Origin of the sequence: Mucilaginibacter sp. 21P (assembly GCF_019331605.1) — a bacterium.
Taxonomy (GTDB): domain Bacteria; phylum Bacteroidota; class Bacteroidia; order Sphingobacteriales; family Sphingobacteriaceae; genus Mucilaginibacter; species Mucilaginibacter achroorhodeus.
Map to the genome: position 1 here is coordinate 3024863 of NZ_CP063061.1, position 16218 is coordinate 3041080.

Sequence of the window (16218 nt, forward strand, 5' to 3'; positions counted from 1 at the left end):
TTAGTGTTGTAAAGGGTTTAACCATAGATCTACCGGTTTTTCTATTTTGGCGTGGTAGGGCAGGGCTACCTTTTTCCCTGACCCGGCAGAGGAATAAGCGGCATAAATAATTTCCAGAACTGCTCGGCCGTCCTCTCCGGTCACTACCGGTAGTTTGTCTTCACGCACGCACTCTATAAAGTGTTTTAATTCCTGCGGGTAACCCTGGTTAAATGCTTCTTCAAAAATAGTGAACGTCCAGCCTGCAGAGCTGTCGACCTTTTCCATGGCATAGCCGTAGCCATCTTTACTGTATGTAAGCGCAGAATTACCCATAAACAGATCGGCATAAATAACACCGCCGGTGCCGTATATTTCGCAACGGTCGTCCATGCCGCCATGCTTCGCCCAGCTGCTTTCCGCAACGCAGGTAACGCCGTTCTCAAACTCCACTATCACTACCGCATTGTCTTCGCCTTTTGTGCGGCCTTTATGTAAAACGGTGCTCATAGTGGCGTAAACGTCTTTCACCTTGGCATGATTCAACACCCAGCGAAACCAGCCTAAAGCGTGGCAACCCATATCCATCAATACGCCGCCGCCGGCCAGGTCAATATCATAAAACCAATCTGTATGTGGGCCGGAGTGTTTCTCGGCTTGCTTTAGCATGTAAACTTCGCCAACGGCACCCTCGGTAACCAAGCTGCGGGCACGCTCGTATTTCGGCGCAAAGCAAAGCTCTTCTGCATACATCAGTTTTACGTTATTCTCTTTGCAAACCGCTATCATTTCATCGGCTTGTTCAATGGTAACGGCCAATGGTTTTTCGATGATGATATGCTTTTTGGCTTTTGCTGCTTTAATGCAAACCTCGGCGTGCAGGTAATTGGGTACGCAAATGTCGATCACTTCGGCATCGGTTTCGGCCAGTAGCTGGTCAACATCATTGAACCAGGTTGCAATATGATATTTCTCGGCAAAGGCCTTAGCTTTATCCAGGTTACGGGCATAAACGGCTACAACCTCGGCCTCCGGCACAAAGCGGTGGTACGATTCCAGGTGAATGTCTGAGATAAAGCCTGCGCCAATGATGGCTACTTTAGTTCTGTTCATAAGTAAGATGTTATAAATATTTCATTTTTTTGAGATATGCCACCCAAACCTTGTAGGCATCCTGGTTAAGGTGCAAACCTTCAAGCGTATAACGGTTATCAAGCAACCCGTTTTTATCGGTAAAAAGCGGTGCTAAATTAACCCATGTAAAATTAAGTTCTTTTGCTTTCGCTTTCAGAAGGTTATTTACGGCCGATACATGAGCGCCCTTATCATAATGCTGCGGGAAATTAGCGTGGGTAGGATTTACCGGCAATATACTTTGCACGTAAATGCGTGTTTGCGGGCTTGTATTGTGCACACGTTCAATTATCTTAAAATAGTTATCAGCAATCACCGCATCCGGGATATCTTTACCAATATCATTAATGCCAAACAAGATGAATAGCTTATTGGGCTGGCGTGCAATGATATCATCCACGCGTTTTAGTGCCCCGAAGGTGATATCGCCACCGATACCGCGATTAACGGTGGTTGTATCGCCGGTGAGACTTCCCCAATTACCCATTTCGGTAATGCTGTCGCCAAAGAATATGACGTTAGCCTTTTTTACCGGCTGGGCAGCAAATATTTTTAGCCTATCGGTAGTATGGTCGGGAATAAAGGGTATAGTATCAAATAAATTTTGATTTGTAGGCCGTTGCTGGGCCTTTGCAAAAACCGGGATGGCTAATAGCAGCAATAAAAACTTCTTCATGAAAAAATAATTGGCAGCTAAATGTACAAAAAGCTGACCGCTGATTTTATTGATTTTGGTATTAAGATGATTTTTTACTCACCCCGCGACACTTCGTGCGCGACCCTCTCTTAGCTACGCGAAAAGAGGGTGAGGAAGAGAAGGCAAAATACAAGCTCCCCCTCTTTGCGAAGCAGAGAGGGGTTGGGGGTGAGTCGCTCTGCGAATTACTCACCCCGCGGCACTTCGTGCGCGACCCTCTCTTCGCTGCGCAAAAATAGGGAGAGGAAAAGAGAAGCTAAACCACCATGTCATTTCGAGCGAGCAGAAGGGTAGGGTAAAGCTTGGGGGCGACGAGAAATCTTCTACATTTACATGAGCAGGTGTAAGTATAGTATATAGAAGATCTTTCTACGGCGTAGTTCGTTCGAAATTACACTGTAGATAACGAGAGTATCCATTCCTGACAAAATCTAAACAAATCTAAATGTAATAATGTTGCATTTATATTTATCTTTGTAGCATGTTATCACCCCGTAAAGCCTTAAAGCTGGACAATATTGGTATGACCGCCTCTACACTTTGTGCTATACATTGTGCGGCGGTGCCGGTGTTTTTTACCAGTTTGCCTTTGTTAGGGTTGGAGTTTTTGGCCAACCCATGGGTGGAGTGGAGCATGATACTGTTTGCGCTGTTTATAGGCGTATGGTCTATAGGTGGGGAGTACAAGAACCATCGCAACGCTTTGCCTTTAGCAATGTTGGTTTTGGGTTTTATACTTGTTATTGGCGGTCATTTGTTAATACACAACTGGGTTGAAGCCGTAGTAGTGCCCGTTGGCGGCTTATTGATAGCCACCGCACATTTTATTAACTACAAACTGGCCGGTACATGCAATGCCGGCAACAGCTTCCTGCACCTTAAACACTCACACAAACACGATAATAAGCAAGCTGCTTAACTGAATTTTACCTAAATTTGGAGAAATGGCACAGACTAAGAATTTTCGTTTTGAGGAACTGCTGGACAAGCACCATCTAAAAAAAACCGGTGCGCGTTTACGGGTGCTTTCTATGATGTATTCAAAAAACACGGCTACTTCGCAGCCCGATCTGGAGAGTGTGATGAGTGATATTGACCGCGTTACTCTTTACCGTATCCTTAATGTGTTTGAAGAAAAAGGCATCATCCATAAGGTTTTCGATTTAAACGGTACAGCCAATTATGCCGTTTGCCACGCAGATTGTGGCGAAAATCATCATCATGATGAGCACCTGCATTTTAACTGTACCAATTGTAAAAACGTTTATTGTCTCGATGATCTGCACATGCCACGTTTAAATTTACCGGAAGGCTTTAAGGCTGATAGCTTTACGCTTTATGCATCGGGTTTGTGTCCTAAGTGCAGTAAAAAAAGCGCCGTTACCATTAATTAATGCAATACGGAGATTTCTTTTATTAATCCCTTTTACAATCTAATCGTCAAAATCAACAATAGCAAACTTTTATTTGCGTTTGCAGTTTGATAGTGTGGCTGATAAATTTGTGTTCCTGATTAATCTAATGCGACAAAAATACACGAGGCTGATCTGTGGTGTCAGCGTTTTATGTTTATATATCCTGTTTTGTTCTTTTACCCCTGCAGATACTATTGTTACGGGAGGTTATAAAATTAAGAACATTATCATTGATGCTGGCCACGGTGGTAAGGATGCCGGCGCCCGCGGACAGTATTCTTATGAAAAGAACGTCACGCTTTCCATCGCCAAAAAGCTGGACGCTGCAATCCATGCTCAACTGCCAGATCTCACTACTGTACTTACGCGAAGCGATGATACTTTTATCGAACTTCGCCGGCGATCGACTATTGCCAATCAGTCAAAAGGTAACCTTTTTATTTCCATCCATTGTAACTCATCTGCAGAGGGCACAGCTTATCGCGCGCACAAGCAAAGCGGGGTAATGGTGCTGGTTTATGGTTTGCATCGTGCCAAAGAGCAGGCAGAAGCCATGCGCGAGAACGCCTCTATTTTTGAAGAAAAGAACTACCAGCAAAATTACCAGGCACTTGATGACAGCGACCCTGCTAATGCAATTATCCTGGATGCCTTTACTAAAAAATACCGCAAACAAAGCATTATGTTTGGCGATTACCTGATGCGGGAGTTCACCGATACTGACGGGCGTGCTGCATTAGGTGTACGCGAGCAGGGTGTTTACGTACTGGCTAACAGCGCTATGCCGTCCGTATTAATAGAAACCGGTTTTATCAATAACCCTGATGAAGAAGAATATCTGAACTCTGATGAGGGGCAAACGGCCATAGTGCAATCTATTATCCGCTCCATTACAACATACCGCAACGTGTTAAGTAGCAGGTAAGCTATTAATATAAATTTCATTTTAAGTTATTAAGCTAATAAGCATTATTTTATATCTTGGGGTCTTGTTAAGCCTGTAAAAAGGCTTTTTACTGACACCTATTAAATCTAATGCCTTATTTTCAGCACTATTCGTTCGACTTGTGGTTAACGCTCATAAAATCAGACCCAAGGTTTAAGCCCGAGCGCGCTAAATATTTCCACCAACATTTTAATAAGGCAGATAAGTCTGTTGACGAGATAGCAACAATATTTCGGCAGGTTGACTTGATGTGCAATGCCGTGAACGAGAAGAGCGGTAAAAATATCGATGCCGACGAGATGTATCTGATGGTCATCCACCTGATCAATGGCGATAGACTTGATATTGATGAAGTGGATTATCAGCAACTGCATAACGATATGGAAGCGTTGCTTTTCAAATATCCCTCACAATTATATAGCGATGTAACATTTGAAGCCCTGCAAACTCTAAAAGAAAAAAGCGGAGCAACTTTTAGTTTGTTGAGCAACACAGGATACATCACCGGTAAAACATTGCGTAAGGTGCTTGCACTTTACCAACTGGATACTTTTTTTGATTTTCAGCTTTACTCTGATGAGGCAGGCATGTCAAAACCCAACCCTGAATTTTTTGAGGTTATGCTAAAGAATATCGACATCTGTAATATGGGTAAAGACATCCCGCGCAGCGGTATTTTGCATGTTGGTGATAACCCCAAGAATGATGTGGCCGCAGCCGAAGCAATGGGTTTAAAAGCAGCATTGATCAATTCCAATCAGCAAACAATTTTGAGTCTTGTTGGCTAATATATCTCACACCTATGAAAGCATTAACCTATTCATTACACCATATCAATAGCGAAACTCATTTCGGTTTCGAGGCGGCAGATTACAGTCGCTTTAAGTTTGGCGATGGCACGGTATCGCGCGATTTTGGCGTGGCGCTGGCCAACGGTTTTATTGAAGAGCATCTGGCGCGAGCCGAAAATATAAAACAGTTGGTGGTGATCTCCAGTCCGTATTCGTTTATCCCAACGGCTACTTTTGCCATGAAGAACTGGTTTGTATACACACTCAACCACTGGCTGGCAGAGAATGACTTACCCGTTGTTCAGGAAACCAAAGTACACCGCACCATCACCTATAAAGAAGATTACGGCGAGCTGGATGCAGAGCAACGGATGAAGTTGATAGGCAATGATAGCTTTCATATAGATAAGGCTTTTCTGGAAGGCAAGACATTGATTTTTCTGGATGATATCCGCATCACGGGTAGCCACGAGCGTATGATCATGAAAATGGTGGATGCTTACGGCTTAAAGAATGACATCTACATGCTTTACTTTGCCGAACTGGTGAACAGCAATATCCACCCTAATATTGAGAACTACCTCAACTACCACCAGGTAAAGTCAATATTTGACCTGCACAAGATCATTAACGATAGCAGTTTTTGCATCAACACAAGGTTGGTTAAGTATATCCTCAACTACGAGCATGACAAGTTCAGGGTATTTATTGAAGACCAATCGACAGCGTTTTTGGATGAGTTGTACAACATGGCTTTAGGCAATGGCTATCATACTATTGAAGCCTATCAGCAAAACCTTGGCTTTATAAAAAAACTTTTACTTTTAGATAATTATAAACTCGTACAATATGGCAATTAATCTGCAAAAGGGGCAGCGCGAAGCTATTGACGCTCCCAAATTCACTATAGGCCTGGGCTGGGACACCAATGCGTCGTCAACAGGCTCGGCTTTCGACTTAGATGCATCTGTATTTATCATGGGCGACAATAAGAAGTTGATAGCCGATGAGTATTTTGTTTTTTATAACAACTTAAAAAGCCCTGATGAAGCCGTTGAGCACACAGGCGATAACCTTACGGGCGCCGGTGACGGTGATGATGAGCAGATCAAAATAGATCTAACTAAAATTGATTCCCGCGTTACCGAGATCTGCATTGTGGTAACCATCCACGAGGCCGAGAGCCGCAGGCAGAATTTTGGGCAAGTGCGTAACTCGTTCGTTCGTATTTTTGACCCGGTTACCAATGCCGATATTCTGAAATATGAATTGGAAGAAGACTTTTCGATAGAGACTGCAGTTGAATTTGGCCGCATCTACAAACGCGATGGCAAATGGAAATTTGAAGCAGTTGGCGCAGGCATGAAAGGTGGCCTGCAGGATTACTTAAACAAATATAACTAATACCTTAAAACATAATATTATGGCAATTAACTTGCAAAAAGGTCAGCGTATATCGTTAGAAAAAGAGAATGGCAACAAACTGCAAAACGTTTGTGTAGGCATTAACTGGGGCGCTATTGAAAAGAAAGGTCTGTTTGGTTTTGGCTCAACAAAAGAAGCAGTTGACCTTGACGCCAGTTGCGCACTGTTTGATGAAAATAAGAAACTGATAGATGTGGTTTACTTTGGTCACCTAAAGTCAAAAGACGGCGCAATACGCCACAGCGGTGATGACCTCACCGGCGATATGGGGGGTGATGACGGTTTGGATAATGAGGTAATTACGGTCGACCTGGGCGCTTTAGACCCGGCTGTAAAACACGTAGCCTTTGTATTAAATAGCTTCCGTGGTCATGATTTTGGTACCATTCCGTTCGCTTCTATCCGCATTTATGAAGGCACGCCTAAACGCGTTAACGAAGTGTTTGCAAAATATGACATTGCCCATGATGCAACCTTTAAAGGCCATGTGTCAATGGTAATGGGTATCTTCTACCAAAAGAACGGCGAATGGAAGTTCAATGCTCTTGGCGAACCAACCAAAGACCGCAAACTGGAAGAAACCGTAAATACTGTAATGCGAAATTTTTTGTAAAGAAAATAAAAATGCCTCACCTAAATCCTCTCCAAAGGAGAGGACTTTACAAAAGAGTTTGACAACCCTCTCCTTTGGAGAGGGAAGGGTGAGGCCTAAACCCAAAACAACCATGGAAACCAACTCAATTAACGACGGAGCTGAACTTACTAACCCTGCGCCAACACCCGCGCCGGGTAATGCAGCTACTCCGGTTAAATTAGATAAAGATGGTAATGTTGATCTATCCAACATTACTACTGCAGAAGTTGCCAAATACGGCGAGAAAAGCAAAGACTTAAATCCGTCTGATGTAAATTCTATCCTGAATTATGGCTCAGATCTTCAGCAGAACATGGAGCGTTATAGCAATAGCTTCCTGTCATCAGTACGCACATTTGACGCCGGCGAAGTAGGCACGCTGATAACCGATCTGCTGCACGAATTGAACTACATTGATGTTGATGAGCTTGACCAAAATGCTTTCGTCCGAGTATTATCGCGTATCCCGCTGATCCGCACTTTGGTAATGGATACAAAAAAGATCTTCGCCAAGTATGACCTTGTGGTGAACAACGTAGATAAGATCGTCAATAAAATAAAGGCCGGCAGGGTAAACTCGTTGAAAGATAATGCATCGTTGCAAACCATGTTTGATAACAATGTGGATTACATTAAGCAAATGGAAGAACTGATCATAGCCGGTCAGTTGAAGTATAACGAGTTGAATGAGAAACTGGCAGTTATGGATGGCAATCCGTCAGGATACCAGGATTACGAAATTGCCGATCTGCGCGATTATGTTAACCGCCTGGATAAACGCCTGGCCGATCTGAAGGTTGTACGTTTTATTATGCTGCAGTCTTTAGCACAGATCCGCGTGGTGCAAAACAACAATACCACTATTGCCGAAAAAGCGCAGTCAATTGTATCAACCACTATCCCAGTTTGGAAAAATCAGCTTACCTTAGCAGTTGCGCTAAACAGGCAAAAGGCCAATGTGGAGATGCAGAAAAAGGTATCAGATACCACCAATACCATTTTGCAGAAAAACGCTGAATTGTTGAAGCAGAACAGTATTGATGTAGCCAGGGAAAATGAGAAAACCGTGGTTTCATTAGATACGCTGAAACGCACAACATCATCATTGATCGAAACCCTTAATGAGGTTAAACGTATCCATGATGAGGGTACACAAAACAGGAAGGTGCTGAATACTGAACTGCAGAATTTAGAGACCGAGCTGAAGAAGAACGTGACGAATACACGTTAACGTAAATATGGATGAGAACAGGTTAAATATATTAAATGCGTCTACCCGGATAATCAGCAAACTACAGCTGCTTTCGGTTTTTTTCAATAACGATATCATTTATAAGATTTACCTGCGCACGCAAGTGCTTCACCAGCTTTTTCAAACCAACCCCGAACTTGACATTAATCAACTGGAGATGTTTCATCTCCAGTTTACTCAAAGCCTGATAGACCTGCTGAAAACAATAAAAAAAGGCAATGAGGCTAACGCCGACCTGCTGCTCGACGAGGTTGCCCTCAACAATCAGCTTATCGAGCAAATGGAAGATTCGGCTTATACCGAACATACATTTGTAAATGATAAGCAAAGGCAGGCGCTAAAGATGAGCCAGTCGTTACGGAAGTTGTTCAAGGTATTGTCTGATAATCTATCAGATTATCCGTTTACAGGCAATATCAACAAATTCAGTTTACACTATTCTGCCGATTACTTTTTTAATGTATCAACAGAATTGGTTTATGATCTGCTGGCTTACACACCCGCAGAGGTTTACAGCAACGAGTATGCAACCATCGGGCGTAAACTAATGGGCACGCTTTGCAAGTATGATTTCAAGATAGAGTTTTACTGCGGCCTGCGTGCCAATGACCTGGTACTGGAGGTATATAAGTTTGCTGATGTGAACAGGCATTTTATATTTTCGCCATTAAACAATGTGTTACTTTTTTGCGATGTGTCCAAACTGGGTAACCTCGATCTCAAAAACACTGTAAGCAAACGTGAACGGATGATGCGCGAACTGCGGGATAAAAACATACAGCTAACAGGAAAAGCCGGTTTAATAAAAACCAACCTGCCGGATAACATCGCAGCGTTGCTGGCAGATAATTATAAAAAAATAGCTGACGTGAATTTCCTTGAGCATATTAATGCTTTTGACGTTCAGGCTAATATTTTGAAAACCATGTTAAATACAGACATTATTTAAACCCCCAAATGGATATTTTACACACGCTGCTTGGCGACGATATAAAGGCCGGCCTGCTTATCATTCTTAACCTTATTGTTATCGAAAGTCTTTTATCGGTAGATAATGCTGCTGTGCTGGCTACCATGGTGCTCGATCTGCCCAAAGAGCAACGCGCAAGGGCTTTGCGCTATGGTATTATCGGAGCTTATGTGCTGCGTGGTTTGTGTTTATTTTTAGCCGCATGGCTGGTAGAGATCTGGTGGTTAAAACCGTTGGGTGGCTTGTACCTGCTTTACCTGGCCTTCGATTATTTTAAAGGCAAGGCCTCTAAGAAGAATGATACAGAGGATGAAGGCGAAGAATCTGTTGACAAGAACAAGAACTGGCTGTATAAATCAACCGTTGGTTTAATAGGCAATTTTTGGGCAACCGTGGCGCTTGTAGAGTTAATGGACTTAGCTTTCTCGATCGATAACGTTTTTGCAGCTGTAGCTTTTACAGATCATAAATTTTTGATCTACACAGGGGTGTTTATAGGTATACTGGCTATGCGTTTTGTAGCACAGGCGTTTGTGAAACTGATGGAAAAATTCAGTTTTCTGGAAACCATTGCCTTTATCGTTATAGGTGTTTTAGGTATCAAGTTAACGGCATCGTTATATGTACATTTTTATCCGGAATCTACGGTAGGTAAATTCCTGGAGAGTGAAATAGCTGATGCCGCAGTGTCTATCTTCACGGTAGCGGTATTTATCATTCCGGTGCTCACTTCTGTCTTTTTTAATTTCCCTAAAAAGAGTTTAAAGGAGCCTGAGGTTGCAGAGGAAGCTGAGCATGTAACCGATAAAAAGTAATTGGATGAACAAGCTAATTGCATCTATTTTTGGCATTGGTTACGTTAAAGGTGGCGGTACGTTGGCCGCTTTGGTCACCTGCCCGTTCATTTACCTGTTATGGCTGCAGTCCTGGGCGGTAAACCCTATATGGCTGGTATTAGCAACCGTTATTGTAACGCTTTTAGGTATATATGTAGGCAACAAGGTAGAGCCTTTTTGGGGTAAGGACAGTTATCGCGTAGTTATAGATGAGGTAGCGGGAATGATGGTGACCATGCTCTTTGTTCCTGCCAATATTTATTACCTTTTAATAGGCTTTGTATTGTTCCGCTTCTTCGATATTTTAAAGCCTTTGGGTATCCGTAAAATGGAAGCCTTAAAAGGTGGTACGGGAGTAATGATGGATGATGTGCTGGCAGGCGTTTATGGCAATATTGTTCTGCAGGTGATCGTGCATTTCTTACATCTGCATGGAAATGCTTCGTTAGATTTAAACATTAGGTAATTGAGTATAAATAAATAGTTACCTTAGGTTAAATTTAAACCGCACTATGTACGCTTTTCCATTTATTGCTATTTTCTTATTAATGATACGGCTTCGTAAGTCGTTGAAGTTTACAGATTATTTTTATAAATGGAATTTAAAGTTAAACCTCATAGGTTGGGGCGCGCTCGGCCTGATGATCGTTCTTGGCAGTAGCGGCATAAATGATGAAGTAGCTGGCATTATTGGGGCGGTTTCTTTAGCCGGAGTGTTATATTATCTTCATAAAGAACCAATATTTAAACCTTATGGTGTTCTCCTAAGGGCGCACTATCCTTTGGTTGTTGTAGCTCCTATAGTTGAACTGGTTTATCTTATAAGCGAAAGTTTTTACGATAAATATGATGATTTCTTTCAGTGTGCTTACGCCGTAGCCTTCGGTTACATTTATGTGAAAATAGCTACATCCAAAAAGCAATTGGATGAAATTGCCCGGATCAACCTTCGGAAAAATGAGCTGGAAGCTATGGTTGCTGAGCGTACTGCAGAAATAACCAACCAACGCAATGCGCTTGAAGAAACGGTAAAAGAGCTGAAAGCAACGCAAGCTCAATTGATCCAGCAGGAAAAACTGGCTTCGTTGGGTGAACTTACCGCAGGGATAGCTCATGAGATACAAAATCCACTGAACTTTGTAAATAATTTCTCGGAAGTAAGTATGGAACTTATAGACGAGATGGAAGCCGAAATTGCCAAAGGCGATATGGAAGAAGCGAATGCGATAGCTGCCGACATAAAGCAAAACCTGGAGAAGATACGCCACCACGGTAAACGGGCGGATGGCATTGTGAAAGGGATGTTGCAACATAGTCGCGCCAGCAGCAATATTAAAGAGCCAACCAACCTTAATACCATTGCTGATGAATATTTCCGGTTGGCCTATCATGGTTTAAGGGCAAAAGACAAATCATTTAATGCTGAATTGGTGAGCAACTTTGATGAGCACTTGCCTTTGGTAAATATGGTATCGCAGGATGTTGGCCGCGTTTTACTGAATATGTTCACTAATGCGTTCTACGCGGTGCATCAAAAACAAAAAACTGTAGGTGGGGATTTCAAACCGAAGGTAGAGGTCTCTACAAAGGTGTTGCCTGGAAACAATGTAGAGATTATCGTTCGCGATAACGGTACCGGTATACCCGATGCTATCAAAGATAAGATCATGCAGCCGTTTTTTACCACTAAGCCGGCAGGTGAGGGTACAGGTTTAGGCCTTTCATTAAGCTACGATATAATCGTGAAGGCGCATAAAGGCACTATCAACATAAACAGTAAAGAGGGCGAAGGCTCGGAGTTTATTATTACACTGCCAGTTGCCTGATCTTGATCAGCCGTTCATTAATTCGATTAAACAGCAATTATCTTAAATCAATAGTTACTTTCGCATGAAGATATTAGTAGTAGACGACGAGGAGGATGTGCAGCCGTTGTTTTTGCAGCGTTTCAGGAAAGAGATCCGCAATAATGAAATAGAACTTGACTTTGCCCATTCCGGCGAGGAAGCGCTTGAATACCTGAAAGAGAAACATTCTGAAGTTGTGCTAATCCTTTCAGATATCAACATGCCAGGCATGAGTGGTATAGAATTGTTGGGACATATCCGTGAAGATTTCCCTATGCCGCCTCCACCGGTTGTGATGATGGTTACTGCCTACGGCGATGAGGAAAATTACAAGAAGGCAATGGAGAAAGGGGCGAATGATTTTCTCACAAAACCGCTTGATTTCAATTTGTTAAAAGAGAAACTAAAAACAATTAGCGAGTAATGGCTAAGATACTGGTAGTAGATGACGAAGCAGACCTGGAAGTGCTGGTAAAACAGAAGTTTAGGCGCAAGATAAGGGAGAGTGAATACGAGTTTATCTTTGCGCAGAACGGGGCCGAAGCGCTTGAGCGTATAAAAGAACACCCTGATCTGGACATTATCCTTTCTGACATCAATATGCCGGTGATGGACGGCTTAACGCTGCTATCGCGCCTGCCGGAAGCTAACCCTACATTAAAGGCTGTTGTTGTATCTGCCTACGGCGACATGCAGAACATTCGCACCGCCATGAACCGTGGTGCGTTCGATTTTATTATGAAGCCGGTGGATTTTGATGATCTTGACCTTACCATGCAAAAGACCATTACGCACGTACGTCAGCTGCAGGAAACCCTTAAAGCTATCAAGGAAAATAACATCCTGAAGATGTACGTAGATGAAAACGTGCTCAATTTTATGACCCATAAGGAGGCCGAAAACAGCCTCATGAAAAATGAGTTGCTTGAGGCCACTGTAATGTTCGTAGATGTTTGCGGCTTTACTGCCATTACTGAGCACGTTGCAGCAAATACCGTGGTAAACCTGCTGAATGGCCTGTTTGATAAAATTGTAAAGGAGATCATTAATCAAGGCGGCCACGTAGATAAATTTATGGGTGATGCTATTATGGCCGTATTTCGTGGAGAATATCATTTAGATAGGGCAATTGATACTGCCTTAGCCGTTAAGCAGCAATTAGCCAACGAGGCTGAAATAGATGCAGGCAACGGTAAGGTTTTCAAACCTGAAATATCGGTAGGCATCAACTCGGGCGAGATGGTATCTGGTAACATTGGCTCGGCATCCTTAAAACGACTTGATTATACCGTGATAGGCGACTCTGTAAATCTTGCCCAACGCCTGCAAGGCATTGCCAAAGCCGGCCAGATCATTATCACTGAAGCCGTGTATGAAAAGGCCAAGGAATCTTTCCACTGCAAAGAAAACGGGGAATTTATGCTAAAAAATAAGGCTTTGCCGGTAAATACTTTTGAGGTGGTGGAATAGGGTATTGAGTCAAAAGGCGAAATTAAAAAGTCAAAATTATCCCGTACGTCGCAATTACGCTTAGACTTTAGAGTTTAGATCTTAGCTTTTAGAATTCCTCAACATTAGTGTCTCGCTCTTCTCTTTAAAACACCACCAGCAGCTTCTTTAATGATACTGGTGAAGATAAAAGCCTTAGGATCGATATCGTGCACCATGTCCTTAAGTCGGCGTAGCTCCAGGCGGGTAACAACGGTGAACACGATATCCACGGGATGGTGAACATCAAAGTTTTCTTTCAAAAACCCACGCTCACCTTTATAAATGGTGATGCCGCGGCCCAACTGCATAACCAGCATTTCCTTTATAGCCTGGTTTTGGCCGGATATGATAGTAACGCCGGTGTATTCCTCCAAGCCTTCAATAACGAAGTTGATCATCCGCGATGCGGTGAAATAGGTGATAATAGAATATAACGAGGTGGTAAAGCCAACCTCAAAAGCCGCTATCAGGAAAATGATGATATTAATACCTAAAATGATCTCGCTGATAGTGAAACTGATGCGCTTACCAGTATAAAGGGCCAATACTTCAATACCATCGAGGGCGCAACCTCCGCGGATAGCCAACCCGATACCTGTACCCATAAAAACGCCACCGAATATAGATACCAGCAATTTATCGGATGTGATCTTATCTGGATAGGGAATATAAAGGATACAAAGGGCCAGGCCTATAATAGCCAAAAGTGTACGTATGGCAAAAGTTTTATTCACCTGGAACATCCCCATAACAATAAAAGGGATATTAGCCAGGATGATAACGTAGGCTATGTTAACGTGGTAAAGTTCGTGTATTAATAGAGAGATACCCGTTACACCACCGTCAAAAAAAGCATTGGGGATCAAAAAGCTTTTAAGGGCAAAACCACAGAACAGGATACCTGCAATGGTGTAAATTGTGTCGGTAATGATTGATTTAGCAGTTGGCGCTGTACTCATTTCGGCAATAGGTGTTTGGTTTTGTAAAGCTCTTAAATTTTCTTGTTTTTTCGGCTCCTTGTTTTCAACAGATGCTTTGGTGAAATAACGGTGCTGCGTGAGAAAGGTAATTTGCAATGTATCCCACGCTTTTTTATCGTTTATGCCACCTATCGCCTTCATCTCCAGGTAAAGTTTATTACCTGTGCTAATGAAATCCTCGCGGCCTAAATAATCCAGGTCAGCATCACAAATAATTTCTTCCAAATGGTTTTTGGGCTGTTGAGGCAATTGTGTTGCCATGATGATGGCACAGATACGGTCTATCTCCTCACTGGTATAACCGAAATTTAGTAGAGCATCCCGCGCTATATCGCATGAAGCTTTCTCGTGATCTTTAATTTGGTTAAGGTAACCGCTGTCATGATACAAAGCTGCAACTAACAATAAACGCTTATCTATTTCACTTAACTTTTCTTTTTCGGCAATGCTGGCAGCAGCGTTGTAGACATCCAGCGTATGATCAATATTGTGATAGTGAAAATGCGCCGGCAGCTCAGTTTTGAGTCGGTTTACAATGTGCTGTCCCTCCGGGCTGTTGATCATGTTGCTAAGATATTAAATACTCCATGGATTTTGATTAACATAACCCGCTTTGTCACCACTATGTCCCAGTGTACCCGCAACGTCATATAACATTAAAAGCAGTCCTACGGTGCTTTATTCACCGTAAATTTGTGGTAGGCATGTTTGAGACTTGCCATCAGGACATTAATTATGATTACAAAAAAATTATCTGACATAAAATATTCTATTCTTGATTTGGCACCTGTGGTGCAGGGTGGCACACCCGGTACCAGTTTCAAATCAAGTCTTGAGGTTGCACAGTTAGCCGAAAAGGTTGGCTATACGCGCTATTGGTTTGCCGAACATCATAACATGATCAGTGTGGCAAGTTCTGCAACCTCTATATTGATAGGCTATGTTGCCGGCGGTACTTCAAAGATCCGTGTAGGATCCGGCGGTATCATGTTACCTAATCATGCGCCATTGATCATAGCCGAGCAATTCGGTACGCTTGAGTCACTTTATCCCGGCAGGATAGATCTTGGCCTTGGCCGTGCGCCTGGAACTGATCAGCTTACAGCTTTAGCTATCCGTGGCGAAAATTTTAATGCGGTACAAAATTTCCCTAAAGATATTTTAAGGTTGCAAACATTCTTTTCTGCTGATAACGCGAACAGCAAGGTAAGGGCCAACCCGGGCGAGGGCTTGGATATCCCTATCTGGGTACTGGGCTCAAGCACTGATAGTGCCAAGGTTGCCGCAGCTATGGGTTTACCTTATGCTTTTGCCAGCCATTTTGCACCAACTTATTTCAGGGAAGCGATAACGATCTACCGGGATAATTTCCGACCGTCTGATCACCTTAAAGAACCATACGTGATCTCATGCATTAATGTGATCGCTGCAGATACCGACCCGGAAGCCGAGCGCCTGGCAACATCCATGAAACAAATGTTTTTAGGCGTTGTAACAGGCCGCAGACAGTTGCTTCCACCGCCCGTAAAAGACATGGATGCTATATGGTCGCCATACGAAGAGGAGGCCGTAATGCAAATGCTGGCTTACTCGTTTGTTGGCAGTGCGGAGACAATAAAAGATAAGCTGGGAAGTTTTATTGAAGAGACTGGTGTTGATGAGGTAATGGCAACTTCGCCCATATTTGATCATCAATCGCGCATGTATTCAGTAAAGTTATTTGCCGATGTTATTCGTAAATCGGCATATGCGCCTTTAAACCAGTAGGTTTAAATGTGTTGTGTTGCCCGTTGCTTGCAAAAGCAACGGGCTTTTTGGTGG

18 protein-coding genes are annotated in these 16218 nt (G+C 42.9%); 15 read left to right on the forward strand and 3 right to left on the reverse strand.

The genetic code is table 11. The features are described from left to right. Complete coding sequence (locus INP83_RS13600) at positions 1-1092, reverse strand: Gfo/Idh/MocA family protein (protein WP_219124669.1); 1092 nt, start codon at positions 1090-1092, stop codon at positions 1-3. A gap of 10 nt (positions 1093-1102) precedes the next feature. Then, on the reverse strand, positions 1103-1789 hold the full coding sequence (locus INP83_RS13605; RefSeq protein ID WP_219124670.1) for a GDSL-type esterase/lipase family protein: 687 nt from the start codon (positions 1787-1789) through the stop codon (positions 1103-1105). A gap of 502 nt (positions 1790-2291) precedes the next feature. On the opposite strand from INP83_RS13605, the gene INP83_RS13610 reads away from it, so the two are divergent. The 14 genes from INP83_RS13610 (at position 2292) to INP83_RS13675 (ending at position 13396) form a co-directional block, all read left to right on the forward strand. After that, positions 2292-2729, forward strand: coding sequence for a MerC domain-containing protein (locus tag INP83_RS13610; protein ID WP_146272136.1), 438 nt, complete (start codon positions 2292-2294; stop codon positions 2727-2729). Between the two features lie 25 nt (positions 2730-2754). Next, positions 2755-3204, forward strand: a complete 450-nt coding sequence (locus tag INP83_RS13615; protein ID WP_219124671.1) for a Fur family transcriptional regulator — start codon at positions 2755-2757, stop codon at positions 3202-3204. A gap of 127 nt (positions 3205-3331) precedes the next feature. Then, a complete protein-coding gene (locus INP83_RS13620) occupies positions 3332-4150 on the forward strand; it encodes an N-acetylmuramoyl-L-alanine amidase (protein WP_219124672.1) in 819 nt (272 codons plus the stop codon). Between the two features lie 110 nt (positions 4151-4260). Then, on the forward strand, positions 4261-4959 hold the full coding sequence (locus INP83_RS13625) for an HAD family hydrolase (protein WP_219124673.1): 699 nt from the start codon (positions 4261-4263) through the stop codon (positions 4957-4959). Positions 4960-4973: 14 nt separating this feature from the next. Continuing rightward, positions 4974-5822 (forward strand): phosphoribosyltransferase family protein, encoded by an 849-nt coding sequence (locus INP83_RS13630; protein WP_146272140.1) that lies wholly within the window; start codon positions 4974-4976, stop codon positions 5820-5822. Next, positions 5812-6366, forward strand: a complete 555-nt coding sequence (locus INP83_RS13635) for a TerD family protein (protein WP_146272141.1) — start codon at positions 5812-5814, stop codon at positions 6364-6366. Before INP83_RS13630 ends, INP83_RS13635 begins: the two co-directional genes overlap by 11 nt. Positions 6367-6385: 19 nt before the next feature. Further along, positions 6386-7000, forward strand: coding sequence for a TerD family protein (locus INP83_RS13640; protein ID WP_146272142.1), 615 nt, complete (start codon positions 6386-6388; stop codon positions 6998-7000). A 112-nt stretch (positions 7001-7112) separates the two neighbouring features. Beyond that, positions 7113-8252, forward strand: coding sequence for a toxic anion resistance protein (locus tag INP83_RS13645; protein WP_146272143.1), 1140 nt, complete (start codon positions 7113-7115; stop codon positions 8250-8252). A gap of 7 nt (positions 8253-8259) precedes the next feature. Continuing rightward, positions 8260-9222 (forward strand): hypothetical protein, encoded by a 963-nt coding sequence (locus tag INP83_RS13650; RefSeq protein WP_219124674.1) that lies wholly within the window; start codon positions 8260-8262, stop codon positions 9220-9222. Between the two features lie 8 nt (positions 9223-9230). After that, positions 9231-10058: a DUF475 domain-containing protein gene (locus tag INP83_RS13655; protein ID WP_219124675.1), complete on the forward strand. Its 828-nt coding sequence runs from the start codon at positions 9231-9233 to the stop codon at positions 10056-10058. Between the two features lie 4 nt (positions 10059-10062). Then, entirely contained in the window at positions 10063-10545 is a 483-nt protein-coding gene (locus INP83_RS13660; protein WP_219124676.1) for a phosphatidylglycerophosphatase A, read from the forward strand. 82 nt (positions 10546-10627) lie between these two features. Further along, positions 10628-11905: a sensor histidine kinase gene (locus INP83_RS13665; protein ID WP_255563156.1), complete on the forward strand. Its 1278-nt coding sequence runs from the start codon at positions 10628-10630 to the stop codon at positions 11903-11905. 64 nt (positions 11906-11969) lie between these two features. After that, on the forward strand, positions 11970-12350 hold the full coding sequence (locus INP83_RS13670; protein WP_219124678.1) for a response regulator: 381 nt from the start codon (positions 11970-11972) through the stop codon (positions 12348-12350). Then, a complete protein-coding gene (locus INP83_RS13675; RefSeq protein WP_219124679.1) occupies positions 12350-13396 on the forward strand; it encodes an adenylate/guanylate cyclase domain-containing protein in 1047 nt (348 codons plus the stop codon). The genes INP83_RS13670 and INP83_RS13675 overlap by 1 nt, the downstream gene beginning before the upstream one ends. 104 nt (positions 13397-13500) lie before the next feature. Here INP83_RS13675 and INP83_RS13680 read toward each other — a convergent pair whose 3' ends face one another. Beyond that, positions 13501-14961 carry a YitT family protein gene (locus INP83_RS13680; protein ID WP_219124680.1) on the reverse strand — a complete coding sequence of 487 codons (1461 nt, stop codon included), beginning with the start codon at positions 14959-14961 and terminating at the stop codon, positions 13501-13503. Between the two features lie 171 nt (positions 14962-15132). Between INP83_RS13680 and INP83_RS13685 the strand changes: the two genes are divergently transcribed. Further along, positions 15133-16164, forward strand: a complete 1032-nt coding sequence (locus tag INP83_RS13685) for an LLM class flavin-dependent oxidoreductase (RefSeq protein WP_219124681.1) — start codon at positions 15133-15135, stop codon at positions 16162-16164. Positions 16165-16218 lie beyond the last annotated feature (54 nt).

Bases quoted from the DNA above. Each gene is read 5' to 3' on its own strand.
- INP83_RS13600 (WP_219124669.1), bottom strand. From the start codon at position 1,092: ATGAACAGAACTAAAGTAGCCATCATTGGCGCAGGCTTTATCTCAGAC.
- INP83_RS13605 (WP_219124670.1), bottom strand. From the start codon at position 1,789: ATGAAGAAGTTTTTATTGCTGCTATTAGCCATCCCGGTTTTTGCAAAG.
- INP83_RS13610 (WP_146272136.1), top strand. From the start codon at position 2,292: ATGTTATCACCCCGTAAAGCCTTAAAGCTGGACAATATTGGTATGACC.
- INP83_RS13615 (WP_219124671.1), top strand. From the start codon at position 2,755: ATGGCACAGACTAAGAATTTTCGTTTTGAGGAACTGCTGGACAAGCAC.
- INP83_RS13620 (WP_219124672.1), top strand. From the start codon at position 3,332: ATGCGACAAAAATACACGAGGCTGATCTGTGGTGTCAGCGTTTTATGT.
- INP83_RS13625 (WP_219124673.1), top strand. From the start codon at position 4,261: ATGCCTTATTTTCAGCACTATTCGTTCGACTTGTGGTTAACGCTCATA.
- INP83_RS13630 (WP_146272140.1), top strand. From the start codon at position 4,974: ATGAAAGCATTAACCTATTCATTACACCATATCAATAGCGAAACTCAT.
- INP83_RS13635 (WP_146272141.1), top strand. From the start codon at position 5,812: ATGGCAATTAATCTGCAAAAGGGGCAGCGCGAAGCTATTGACGCTCCC.
- INP83_RS13640 (WP_146272142.1), top strand. From the start codon at position 6,386: ATGGCAATTAACTTGCAAAAAGGTCAGCGTATATCGTTAGAAAAAGAG.
- INP83_RS13645 (WP_146272143.1), top strand. From the start codon at position 7,113: ATGGAAACCAACTCAATTAACGACGGAGCTGAACTTACTAACCCTGCG.
- INP83_RS13650 (WP_219124674.1), top strand. From the start codon at position 8,260: ATGGATGAGAACAGGTTAAATATATTAAATGCGTCTACCCGGATAATC.
- INP83_RS13655 (WP_219124675.1), top strand. From the start codon at position 9,231: ATGGATATTTTACACACGCTGCTTGGCGACGATATAAAGGCCGGCCTG.
- INP83_RS13660 (WP_219124676.1), top strand. From the start codon at position 10,063: ATGAACAAGCTAATTGCATCTATTTTTGGCATTGGTTACGTTAAAGGT.
- INP83_RS13665 (WP_255563156.1), top strand. From the start codon at position 10,628: ATGATACGGCTTCGTAAGTCGTTGAAGTTTACAGATTATTTTTATAAA.
- INP83_RS13670 (WP_219124678.1), top strand. From the start codon at position 11,970: ATGAAGATATTAGTAGTAGACGACGAGGAGGATGTGCAGCCGTTGTTT.
- INP83_RS13675 (WP_219124679.1), top strand. From the start codon at position 12,350: ATGGCTAAGATACTGGTAGTAGATGACGAAGCAGACCTGGAAGTGCTG.
- INP83_RS13680 (WP_219124680.1), bottom strand. From the start codon at position 14,961: ATGATCAACAGCCCGGAGGGACAGCACATTGTAAACCGACTCAAAACT.
- INP83_RS13685 (WP_219124681.1), top strand. From the start codon at position 15,133: ATGATTACAAAAAAATTATCTGACATAAAATATTCTATTCTTGATTTG.